This window comes from Pseudonocardia alaniniphila, assembly GCF_022524485.1.
GTDB classification, from domain to species: Bacteria; Actinomycetota; Actinomycetes; order Mycobacteriales; family Pseudonocardiaceae; genus Pseudonocardia; species Pseudonocardia alaniniphila.
Genome location: NZ_JAKXMK010000020.1, coordinates 109,450 through 120,624 on the forward strand (window position 1 = coordinate 109,450; position 11,175 = coordinate 120,624).

Below are 11,175 nucleotides of genomic sequence, written 5' to 3' on the forward strand. Positions count from 1 at the left end.
CCTGGCTGTCGCCGTCGACCGGCGAACCGGAACCGCGGGGGCCGGAGGGGCTGGCGCGACCGTCGCGCAGCACCACCAACCCGATGGATCGGATCGTCCTGCTCCTCGGCCGCGGCCTGAGCGCCGCGCTGCTCCTCGCGGTGGGCGGCAGCCACCTCCTGCTCTGGTTCGTCGGATACGGGGCGATTCCGCGGATCGGTGTGTCGTTCCTGGCCAATGCTGCCGGGGCGCTGTTCCTGGCGGCCGCGATGATCGCCGTCCGGCCGCGGCACGTCCCGTTGACGGCCGCGCTGGGCGGGCTGTTCATCGCCGGCACCCTGGGTGCGCTCACGCTCGCCCTGACCGTGGGTCTCTTCGGGTTCGTCGACGAGCTCACGACGCCGTTGGTGCCGACCACGCTGGTTCTGGAGCTCGCCGGGGTTGCGGTGCTCACCACGACAGCCGTCGTCACCACGCGCATCCTCCGCGTTCGCTGACCGCGCCAAAGCGGCGGCCGGTCGCGTTCCCGGCGTATATTGTTCGTAATGCTAACGAACTCCGCGGCGCGCCGGTACAAGTGGATTGCCCTCTCGAACACCACGCTCGGCGTGCTGATCGTGACGATCAACATGTCGATCCTGCTCATCGCGTTGCCGGACATCTTCCGCGGGATCGGCATCGACCCGCTCGCGCCGGCCGACATCAGCTACCTGCTCTGGCTGATCATGGGCTACCTGGTGGTCACCGCTGTGCTGGTGGTCAGCTTCGGCCGGCTCGGCGACATGTTCGGGCGCACCCGCATGTACAACCTCGGCTTCGCGGTCTTCACGGTCTTCTCCGTGCTGCTCGCGGTCACCTGGACCCATGGTGACGCCGCCGCCATCTGGCTGATCGGCATGCGCGTGCTGCAGGGCGTCGGAGGAGCGCTGCTGCTGGCCAACTCCACCGCGATCCTGACCGACGCCTTCCCGGCCGACCAGCGCGGACTCGCGCTGGGGGTCAACCAGGTGGCGGCCATCGCCGGCTCGTTCCTCGGGCTCGTCATCGGTGGAGTGCTCGCTCCGCTGAACTGGCACTGGATCTTCCTGGTGTCGGTGCCGGTCGGCGTCTTCGGGACGATCTGGGCCTACTACAAGCTGCGCGAGACGGGTGTCCGCGTCCCCGCGAAGCTCGACTGGTGGGGCAACGTCACGTTCGCGGTCGGGCTCGTCGCGCTCCTCACCGGCATCACCTACGGCATCCAGCCCTACGGCACGCACGTCATGGGCTGGACGAGCCCGTCGGTGTTCGGTCTGATCATCGGCGGCATCGTGGTGCTGGCCGGCTTCGTGGCGATCGAGAGGCGTGTGCCGGAGCCCATGTTCCGCATGTCGCTGTTCCGGTCACGCGCCTTCACCGCAGGCAACGTGGCCAACCTGCTCGCCGCGCTCGGCCGTGGTGGGCTGCAGTTCATCCTCATCATCTGGCTGCAGGGGATCTGGTTGCCCGAGCACGGCTACGACTTCGAGCAGACGCCGTTGTGGGCAGGTATCTACATGGTGCCGCTGACCGTGGGCTTCCTCGTGGCCGGTCCGGTGTCCGGAATTCTGTCGGACCGGTTCGGGGCGCGCGCCTTCTCGACCGGCGGGATGGTGCTCGCCGCCGTCAGCTTCCTCCTGCTCGACCTCGTGCCCGTCGACTTCGACTACCGGATCTTCGCGCTGCTCCTCGTGCTGAACGGGCTGGCGATGGGGATGTTCAGCTCACCGAACCGGGCCGCGATCATGAACAGCCTGCAGGCCTCGCAACGCGGGGTCGGCGCCGGTATGACCTCGACCTTCCAGAACGCGGCGACGGTGCTGTCGATCGGGGTGTTCTTCTCGCTGCTCATCATCGGCCTCGCCGGGACGTTGCCGGGCACGCTGTCCACCGGTCTCATCGCGCACGGTGTTCCCGCGGACGTCGCGAACCGCGTGGCAGGTCTACCTCCGGTCGGCACGCTCTTCGCCGCGCTGCTCGGTGTCAACCCGATCCAGAACCTGCTCGGGCCGCAGGTGCTCGGGGCGCTGCCGCCTGCTGACGCTCAGTTTCTCACCGGACGCGCGTTCTTCCCGGAGCTGATCTCCGGGCCGTTCGCGGCAGGTCTCACGCTGGCCCTCGGGTTCGCAGCGGCGGCGTGCCTGGTGGCCGCGGTCGCGTCGGCGCTGCGGGGCGGGAAGTACCGCTACCAGGAGCCCGACCAGCCCCTGCCGGCCGCAACGAGCGCACGGGTCTGACCTCGGTCACCGAACGGGTGCACGGGTCCTCGTCGCCGTCCGGGACGGGGAGCGGGCGCAGGTCCGGCTGGTGGGTGAAGAGCACGCCGACCGACTCGTGCGTCTCGCGCTCGTGCCGCTGCGCGACCTGGAACAGGCCGGTCGCGCTGGGCAGCCGGCGCCGGTCGGCGGGCACCAGCGTGCGCACGAGCACGTGGTTACGTCCTCCCGGACTGTGCAGATGGGCGGTCACCAGGATCGTGGCGGAGTCGTGCTGCTCGACTCCGCAGAGGTAGTCGAAGGACGAACAGCCCAGATCGTCGCGGGCCCATCCCAGGGCGTGGCACCACGCGCCGGGCTCGACGATGACCGTGACGAGCCGCTGCCCGATCTCCGGTTCGCCCATCGCCAGTGCGGCGCCGACCAGCACGGCGAGTTCGTCGGCAGCGGCGTTCGCTCCCGCACCTGCGCCGTTCCGCAGCCGAGCGGCCGGGCGGCGACCGTCTCCCGTCACAGGCACCCTCACCATCCCCTCGCCCGGGGAGGGCTGCCCCGGCGCTGCTCCACCATGGGGCCCGGAACTGCCCCCGTCCATCAAGAGTCGTCAGCAGACCGTCAACCATCTGCCCAAGGTTCCGCGGCGTCAGGCGCCGCTACCCGGGGGTACCGCAGTGGCTGTTCCGCAGGGACCATGCGGGAATGACCACCAACGCCAGGTTGCGGGCCCTGGTCGAGCTGGCCGACACCGGCTCGGTACGGGCGGCCGCGCAACGCCTGGTGGTCACGGAGTCCTCCGTCTCGGCAGCGGTCAGCGCACTCGCCGCGGATGTGGGAGTGCCGCTCGTGCGCCGCAACGGCCGAGGGGTGCTGCTCACCCCGGCCGGGGAGCGCTACGCGGGCTACGCCCGCCGGATCCTGGGGTTGCACGACGAGGCGATGGCGGCCGCCCGCGGCGAGGCCGATCCGGAGCGAGGGCTGCTGCGGCTGGCCGCCGTCACCACGGCGGGGGAGCACGTGCTTCCGGCGATGCTCGCCTCGTTCCGCGGCCGGCATCCGCGGGTCACGCTGCGGCTGGAGGTCGCTCACCGGGCCCGGGTGTGGCCGCTGCTCGCCCACCACGACGTCGACCTCGTGCTCGCCGGACGTCCCCCCGACGAGCTCGCGGCCGGGATCCGGGCCGTCAGCCCCAACACGCTGCTGGCGGTGGGCCCGCCGTCGCTCGCCGCCGGTTTCTCGCCGGCTCACTCGACCTGGCTGATGCGTGAGGCGGGCTCGGGCACCCGCGAGACGTGCGAGGCGCTGCTCTCGGCGGCGGGCGCCGACCCTCCACGGCTCGTGCTCGGCTCGCCGGGCGCGGTGATCGCCGCGGCCCAGGCCGGTCTGGGTGTCACGTTGGTGTCCCGCCAGGCCGTGGCCCGCCAGATCGAGGCCGGGGACCTGGTGGAGCTGCCGATGCCGGGCACACCGCTGAACCGCCCGTGGCACGTGGTGAGCCACCCGCACGCCACGGCGGGCACCGACCTGTTCGTGACCCACCTGCTGGCTCGGCCCGAGCTGGGCTGGAGCGCTCCGCCGCCCAGGCGCTGAGCGGATCAGGCCGGGGTGGCCGGAACCGTCACGGTCACGGTGGTGCCCGAACCGGGCCGCGAGCGCACCGTCAACGTGCCGCCCACCAGTTCGGCCCGCTCGGCCATGCTGCGCATCCCGTAGCCGGAGGCCTCCGGCTGCAGGTCGCGTGCCTCGAAGCCGCCCACCCCGGTGTCGAACCCGCACCCGTCGTCGCTGACCTCGAGCCGGACCGTGCCCTCCCGCACCGCGAACCGCAGCTCGACGCGGGTGGCCCTGGCGTGCTTCTGCACGTTCTGCAGGGCCTCCTGCGCGATCCGGTAGAGCGCGATCTCGACGTGCTCGGGCAGGCGCTCATCACCGAGGATCAGCTCGCAGTCGAGGTCGGGCACCGTCCGGGAGAGGCTGGTCAGGCCCCCGGCGAGCCCGAGGTCGTCCAGCACCGGGGGACGCAGGCCGCCGATGGCGATCCGTGCCTCGTCCACGGTGATGTCGGCGAGCTCGCGGGCCAGGATCAGCTGCTGCTCGGCGTACGCCGGATCGCTGCGCAGCGTGCCTGCCGCGGCGTCGAGGTGGTAGCCGAGGCTGACCAGGCGCTGGGAGATGCCGTCGTGGATGTCGCCCGCGAGCCGCCGCCGTTCGGTCTCCTGGGCGGCGATCACCTGCTCGGTGAACCGCTCGTTGGCACGCTCCCGGGCGACGAGCCTGCGATGCAGCCGCGCGGAGTGCAGGGCTCCCGCGACGAGCCTGCCGATCGAGGTGAGCAACCGGATGTCCCGGGCGGTGAACTCGCGACGGACCACCGTGTGCACGTTGAGCACACCGACCAGACCGGCGAGATCGCTGGTCATCGGCACCGAGGCCATGGAGGTGTAGTCGACGCCGCGCAACGCCGCGATCGGCACGTAGCGGGGGTCGGCGTGCTTGTCGTCGACGATCACGGCGGGCCTGCCGTGCTCCGCGACCCAGCCCGCGACCCCCGTGCCGATCGGCAGCCGCACACGGCCGGCCTGCCCATTGAACGGTGGGGTGGCGCCGGCCAGGGTGAGCGAGCGCCCGGCGTCGTCGAGCACGTGCACGAAGCAGACGTCGGTGGCGGTGGCCTCGACGATCAACCGCGCGACCGCGGCGGCGAGGGGCTCGACGTCCGGTCCCGACGACGTGGCCTCCACGATGGCGAGCAACAGCGCGTTCTCCGCCTCCAGGTCGGCGAGATCGTCCAGGGTGGGACGTCGTGTGCCCGTCATTGGAAGATGCCCTCGCGCAGGGCCGCGGCCACGGCTCCGGCCCGGTCGTTCACCGCGAGCTTGCGGTAGATCGAACGCAGGTGGCTCTTCACGGTCTCGTCCCCGACCGTCAGGCGGGTGGCGATGGCCCGGTTGGAGAGGCCGCTGACGATCAGGGACAGCACCTCGCTCTCGCGGTGGGTGAGGCCGTGGCGGGCGCCTGGCCAGAACTCCCCGCTGTGCAGCCGCGCCGCGGAGGCGACCGCGCGCCCGGCCATCCCCGGGTCGATCACGGTCTCCCCGGCGTGCACCAGTTCGAGGTGGCGCACCAGGTCCTCCCCGGTGATCCGCTTGATCAGGTAGCCCGCCGCTCCGGCACGCATGGCCTGGAACAGGTACTGCTCGTCGTCGTACACCGACAGCAGCACCACCCGCCGCTCGGCCCGCTCCTCACGCAGCCGCCGGCACAGGTCCAGCCCGCTCGCCCCGTTCAGCCGGACGTCGGAGAGCACGATGTCCGGATCCAGGCCCGTGACCAGCGGGACTGCGTCATCCGCGCCCTCCGCCTCGCCGACCACCTGGACACGGGTGCGGAACGGCGCCAGCATCGCCTTGAGCCCATGGCGCACCATCTCGTGGTCGTCGACCAGGACGATGCGCAAGGGGCCGGGCATCACATGACGATAGGGCCCCGGCATCCGGGCGAACACCTCTTCAGAGACGTCATCGCGACGGCATCCCCCGCCGTACCCCCAGTGCGGGGGACCCGGAGGAGCCGTGATCCGCCTAACGTCTCCCTACTGCGGCAGCGGCGCCGCCATTCCAGGGTGGTGGGCGCTGCGGAGGGGCAGGTGGATGCAGTGGTGGACAAGGCGCTGCGGATCGTGCGGGCCGGTGCGGTGTCGCGCCCGGTGATGATCGCGATCGCGGGGGACAGTGCGTCGGGCAAGACGACCATCACCCGCGGCCTGGTGCAGGCCCTGGGCCCGGACAACTGCGTGTCGATCTGCGTGGACGACTACCACCGCTACGACCGGGCCGAACGCCGCGACCTGCCCTTCACGGCGCTGCACCCCGACTGCAACCACCTCGACATCATGGAGCAGCACCTGCAGCTCCTGGCCAGCGGCCAGCCGATCCTCAAGCCCGTGTACGACCACCGCACCGGCGAGTTCTGCCGGTCGGAGCGGGTGGAGCCGAACCGGTACATCATCGTCGAGGGCCTGTTCCCGCTGTACAGCAAGCTCGCGAGGGCGTGCTTCGACGTCACCGTGTACCTCGACCCGCCGGAGCGGATCCGCCGCCGCTGGAAGCTGACCCGCGACGTCCGCGCCCGCGGCTACACGCGGCCCGAGGTGCTCGCCGAGATGAACCGCCGGATCGCCGAGTCGGAGGCCTACATCCAGCCGCAGCGCAGCCAGGCCGACATCGTCGTCCGGTTCGCGCCGATCCCGTCACGGGACGACCTGCCGGCCACCGCGCTCTCGGCGGAGCTCGTGCTCCGGCCGACCATCCGCCACCCCGACCTGAGCAGCGTGCTGGCCGACCACCCCTCGATGCGCCTGAAGCTGTGCCGCGACACCGACGGCAGGCCGGTCGACACGCTCCACGTGCACGGCGACGTCGCCGAGGAGGAGAGCCGCACCCTGGAGAAGGCGATCTGGGCGCTGCTCGACCGGGCGGGCGATGTCCCGGACGGGCTGGGCCTGCTCAGCTGGGGCAAGCGCAGCGGACCGCTGGCGGTCACCCAGCTCCTGCTGCTCTTCCACATGCTGGATGCCGCGTAGCTGCTCCGGACTCCCGATCCCGGGTTTCTGATCCGGCTCGGTTCCCATGCCGGCGTCCGACGCGCGCTGCGCGATCGTGGTTGTCTGGTCGATGCGAAGGTCGGCCACCGGAAGGACGCAGAGAGCATGCACGTACTCGACGCCGAGGAGTCGGCGATCGTCGACACGGTCCGTGACTTCGTGGACCGCGACGTCCGGCCGGTGGCGCGCGAGCTGGAGCACGGCAACACCTATCCCGAGAAGCTGATCGACCAGATGAAGCAGCTGGGGATCTTCGGGCTGGCGATCCCCGAGCCCTACGGCGACGTGCGCGTGTCGACGCCGTGCTACGCGATGGTCACCGAGGAGCTGTCGCGTGGCTGGATGAGCCTGGCAGGCGCGATGGGCGGCCACACCGTCGTGGCGAAGCTGCTGCTCGACCACGGCACGGATGAGCAGAAGCAGCGCTACCTGCCGCGGATGGCGACGGGCGAGCTGCGGGCCACGATGGCGCTCACCGAGCCGGGCGGAGGGTCGGACCTGCAGGCGATGCGCACGGTCGCGCGCCGCGACGGCGACTCCTACGTGATCAACGGAGGCAAGACCTGGATCACGAACGCCCGTCGCGCCGGTGTGGTCGCGCTGCTGTGCAAGACCGACCCGCAGGCGCAGCCCGCCCACAGCGGGATCAGCGTGCTGCTCGTGGAGAAGGTGCCGGGGTTCGTCGTCTCCGCGGACCTGCCCAAGCTCGGGTACAAGGGCGTCGAGAGCTGTGAGCTGTCCTTCGACGACTGCCGGGTGCCGGCGGCCGCGCTGCTCGGCGGGGTGGAGGGCCGTGGCTTCGCGCAGATGATGCGCGGGCTGGAGATCGGCCGGATCCAGGTGGCCGCCCGGGCCACCGGCGTCGCCCGAGCGGCGTTCGACGACGCCCTGCGCTACGCCCAGGAGCGGGAGAGCTTCGGCAAGCCCATCTGGCAGCACCAGTCGGTGGGGAACCTCCTCGCCGACATGGGCACGAAGATCACCGCGGCCCGCCAGCTCCTCCTGCACGCCGCGCAGCGCTACGACTCCGCCGAGCGGGCCGACCTCGAGGCCGGGATGGCCAAGCTCTTCTGCTCGGAGACGGCGATGCAGGTGGCCATCGACGCCATCCGGGTGCACGGCGGCTACGGCTACTCCACCGAGTTCGACGTGGAGCGCTACTTCCGCGACGCGCCGCTGATGATCGTGGGTGAGGGCACCAACGAGATCCAGCGGAACGTGATCGTGCGCCAGCTGGTGTCGCGCGGCGGGCTCTGAGCGCGTCCCGTCAGCGGATGCCGCCCCGCTCGTGCGCCTCCTCGATCGCGGCGAGCGTGGACCGCAGGTGCGCCACGGTGAGCTCGACGGCGCCCTCGACGTCCCGCTCGCGGTAGAGCTGGACCAGCTCGTCGTGTTCGTGGTTGGCCTGGGGCACCTGCTCCGGCCGGGCCTCGAGCGACAGGCTGACGTAGGCCGACGCGCTGTCGCGCAGGCTGGCCAGAATCCCCGCCAGCCTGCTGCCCTCACCGATCTCGCTGAACACCGAGTGGAACTCGCGGTTCAGCTCCACCCAGGTGGACAGGTTCGTCTCGATGCGCATGCGCGCGGCGAGCCCGTCGGCCCGGTCGAGCTGCTCGTCGGTGATCAGGTCGGCGACCCGGCGCACCATCAGCGGTTCGAGCGTGATCCGCAGTTCGTAGATCTCGCGGACCTCCTCCATGTCGAGGGGCCGCACGATCGCGCCACGGTGCGGGTCGAAGACCACGAGTCCCTCGCTGGCCATGTCCCGCAGCGCTTCGCGGACCGGTGTGGTGCTCACGCCGAGCTGGCTGGCCAGCTCGGCCTGCACGAGGCGGGTGCCCCCGGCGAGAGTGCCGCTCAGGATCGCCGAGCGCAGTGTGCCCAGTACGTACTCATGCGCTGTCCTGGACCGTCCGACCGGCCGCAGGTTACTGAGAGTCACGCTTCCTCCACCTGTCCATCGTGGAGTCTAGATCTGACCCCGGACCACCGGGGTGCCCGCCTCGAGCGGCGACCACCTCGCGGATGCGGCGCAGCGGGGAGCCCGTGGCGATCAGCGACCACAGCAGGATCCGGGCCTTGTGCGCGTCCAGCCAGCCGGCAGACACGACCCCGCGGGCGAGCAGGTCCTGCTCCGAGCCCGTGAACCCGTACGTGCTGGAGAGCACCGAGCCGCTCCCGGTTCGGCTGGTGAGCAGCACCGGCACGTGCTCGACCGCCGCGGAGACGGCGTCGGCCATCGTCGCGGACACGTGACCGGCGCCGAAGGCGGAGAGCACGACGCCGTCGTATCCGGCGTCGCACACGGCTTCGAGCAGGGCGCCGTCGTCGCCGAGGCTCGCCTCCAGCAGCGCCACCCGCGGCACGTGTGTGCCGGTGGGCCGGGGTAGGGCAGCCCACCGCCGGGGCCGGTTCGCGTACACGACCGCCCCCTCGTGGATGCGGGCGAGCGGTCCGAACGGCGCCGAGGTGAAGGCGTCGGGCGCGGTGGCGTCGGACTTGCGGACGCGCCTCGCGGCGTGCACCTCGTCGTTGATCGTGACCAGAACTCCGAGGCCTCGCGATGACGGCGCGGTCGCCACCGCCGAGGCGGCGAGGATGTTCGCCGGGCCGTCGGCCCCGGGCTGGCCGGGTGAGCGCATCGCACCGGTGAGCACGAGCGGCTGCTCCCGGTCCCAGTGCAGGTCGAGGAGGTAGGAGGTCTCTTCCAGGGTGTCGGTGCCCTGGACGAGAACCGCTGCGGCGGCGCCGTCATCGACGGCCTGGCGAGCCCAGTCCATCGCCGCGAGCACGTCGGCGAAGCCGAGCGAGGCACCTGGCGCGGTGGCGAGGGTGCGGGTCAGCAGCTCGGTCGAGTTCGCCAGGCCCGGGACCGCTGCCAGCAGGTCCGCGACGGTCAGGGACGGCGTGACGCCGCGCCCGTCCCCATCGTCTCGGGTCATCGTGATCGTGCCTCCCAGTGAGCCCACTGCCAGACACGGCTTCGTCATCCCATCTCCTGCCTAGTTGACGCTCTGTACTCTGCACTTTATAGGATGCATTGTTGCTCGCGCCGATAGGGAAGAAGTGGTGGTGTCGTGGCCCGTCCCGACGTGCAAGAACCGGCCGTTCGTCCACCGTCCGACGCCGCAAGGTTGTCCAGAACGGTTGCCCTCGTCGGCCTCGTCGTGCTGGCGGGCTCCTACGTCGTCAATGCGATGGACCGCCAGGTCTTCCCGGTCCTGCTGACACCGATCAGCCACGACTACGGGTTCACGCTCGCACAGGGCGGGCTGCTGTCGACGATCTTCACCCTCGGGATCGGGCTGTCCGGCGTGCCGGCCGGCTACCTGCTGGACCGGCTGTCGCGCAAGTCGGTGATCATCCTCGGCGTCTTCATCTACTCGGTGTTCACGCTGCTCACGATGGTTGCCGCCGGCTTCTGGGACATGCTGGCCTACCGGGCGCTGTCCGGTGTGGGGGAGGCGCTGCAGAACGCCGCGCTGTTCTCGGCGGTCGGGGCCTACTTCTTCGCCAGGCGCTCACTGGCGCTCGGCAGCCTGAACTTCGCCTACGGGCTCGGTGGGTTCGTCGGCCCGCTGGCCGGCGCGAAACTGGCGGGCGCCGGGCACTGGCAGATGCCGTTCCTCGTCTACGGCCTGATCGGCCTGGCGTTCTGCGTGCTCATCGCGGTGGTGATCCGCAGGGCGTTCACCGAGCGGCAGGAGGTGGCCGGTGACGTGGACCGGCCGCTGGACGTCGCGCACGTGCCGCAGCGGCTGTACAACCGCAACACCGTGCTGCTCGGCGTGACTGCCGTGGTGGTGGGGATGTCGATGTACGGCTACATCGGGCTCTACCCCACGTTCCTGGTCACCCAGCTGCACTGGAGCAGCGGGCAGGCCGCGCTGGCCGCGAGCATGTTCGGGCTCGGCGCGCTGCTGGGCATCCCGGCGGGCTGGCTGGGCGACCGCGTCAACCAGCGCGTCCTCATGACCGTGGCGCTGCTGATCGGCGCGGTGGTCGGTTACCTGCTGTTCAACGGGCCCACCGGAGCCGTCGCCCAGTACGTGCTGTCGTTCGGCGAGGGCGCGATCGCGAGCGGCTTCCTGTTCGTCAACATCTACTCGGCGATGCAGCGCGCTGTCCGGCCACATCTGATCGGGCGTGCCTCCGGCGTCTACGTGAGCGCGTTCTACGTCCCGGCGGCGTTCGCCGGGTACGTGTTCTCGGCGCTGGTCGCCGGCACGGGCTGGGGCGGAGCCGCGATCTGGCAGCTGACGGTGCTGCCGCTGGTCGGGGTGGTCGCCCTGATCTTCGTCGACGTCGGCAGGTTCGCGAATGCGCGAACCCGGACCGCGTCCTGAAACCGTCCGTGGAGGG

10 protein-coding genes and 1 pseudogene are annotated in these 11,175 nt (G+C 71.1%); 6 read left to right on the forward strand and 5 right to left on the reverse strand.

The features are described from left to right. Positions 1 to 83: 83 nt before the first annotated feature. Positions 84 to 476, forward strand: coding sequence for a hypothetical protein (locus MMF94_RS23140; protein WP_241039244.1), 393 nt, complete (start codon positions 84 to 86; stop codon positions 474 to 476). Positions 477 to 524: 48 nt separating this feature from the next. Beyond that, complete coding sequence (locus MMF94_RS23145) at positions 525 to 2,234, forward strand: MFS transporter (RefSeq protein ID WP_241039245.1); 1,710 nt, start codon at positions 525 to 527, stop codon at positions 2,232 to 2,234. A 43-nt stretch (positions 2,235 to 2,277) separates the two neighbouring features. Here the strand turns inward: MMF94_RS23145 and MMF94_RS43590 are convergent. Further along, positions 2,278 to 2,808: pseudogene (locus MMF94_RS43590) on the reverse strand (NADH-quinone oxidoreductase subunit C); the annotation flags it as partial. Between the two features lie 104 nt (positions 2,809 to 2,912). Between MMF94_RS43590 and MMF94_RS23155 the strand changes: the two are divergent. Then, positions 2,913 to 3,800 carry a LysR substrate-binding domain-containing protein gene (locus tag MMF94_RS23155; RefSeq protein WP_241039246.1) on the forward strand — a complete coding sequence of 296 codons (888 nt, stop codon included), beginning with the start codon at positions 2,913 to 2,915 and terminating at the stop codon, positions 3,798 to 3,800. Between the two features lie 5 nt (positions 3,801 to 3,805). Here the strand turns inward: MMF94_RS23155 and MMF94_RS23160 are convergent, their stop codons facing one another. Both MMF94_RS23160 and MMF94_RS23165 read right to left on the reverse strand, forming a co-directional pair. After that, positions 3,806 to 5,026, reverse strand: coding sequence for a GAF domain-containing sensor histidine kinase (locus MMF94_RS23160; protein ID WP_241039247.1), 1,221 nt, complete (start codon positions 5,024 to 5,026; stop codon positions 3,806 to 3,808). Continuing rightward, positions 5,023 to 5,679 carry a response regulator gene (locus MMF94_RS23165; RefSeq protein WP_241039248.1) on the reverse strand — a complete coding sequence of 219 codons (657 nt, stop codon included), beginning with the start codon at positions 5,677 to 5,679 and terminating at the stop codon, positions 5,023 to 5,025. Before MMF94_RS23165 ends, MMF94_RS23160 begins: the two co-directional genes overlap by 4 nt. A gap of 177 nt (positions 5,680 to 5,856) precedes the next feature. Here MMF94_RS23165 and MMF94_RS23170 point away from each other — a divergent pair, with 177 nt between their 5' ends. Then, positions 5,857 to 6,792 carry a phosphoribulokinase gene (locus tag MMF94_RS23170; protein WP_241039249.1) on the forward strand — a complete coding sequence of 312 codons (936 nt, stop codon included), beginning with the start codon at positions 5,857 to 5,859 and terminating at the stop codon, positions 6,790 to 6,792. A gap of 126 nt (positions 6,793 to 6,918) precedes the next feature. Next, positions 6,919 to 8,070, forward strand: a complete 1,152-nt coding sequence (locus MMF94_RS23175; protein ID WP_241039250.1) for an acyl-CoA dehydrogenase family protein — start codon at positions 6,919 to 6,921, stop codon at positions 8,068 to 8,070. 10 nt (positions 8,071 to 8,080) lie between these two features. Here the strand turns inward: MMF94_RS23175 and MMF94_RS23180 are convergent, their stop codons facing one another. Beyond that, the gene (locus tag MMF94_RS23180; protein ID WP_241039251.1) at positions 8,081 to 8,755 is read right to left on the reverse strand and encodes a GntR family transcriptional regulator; all 675 of its coding nucleotides are present in this window, start codon (positions 8,753 to 8,755) and stop codon (positions 8,081 to 8,083) included. Next, a complete protein-coding gene (locus MMF94_RS23185) occupies positions 8,742 to 9,803 on the reverse strand; it encodes an asparaginase (RefSeq protein ID WP_277398802.1) in 1,062 nt (353 codons plus the stop codon). The genes MMF94_RS23180 and MMF94_RS23185 overlap by 14 nt, the downstream gene beginning before the upstream one ends. Positions 9,804 to 9,947: 144 nt before the next feature. Between MMF94_RS23185 and MMF94_RS23190 the strand changes: the two genes are divergently transcribed. Continuing rightward, positions 9,948 to 11,159, forward strand: coding sequence for an MFS transporter (locus tag MMF94_RS23190; protein WP_241039253.1), 1,212 nt, complete (start codon positions 9,948 to 9,950; stop codon positions 11,157 to 11,159). Positions 11,160 to 11,175 lie beyond the last annotated feature (16 nt).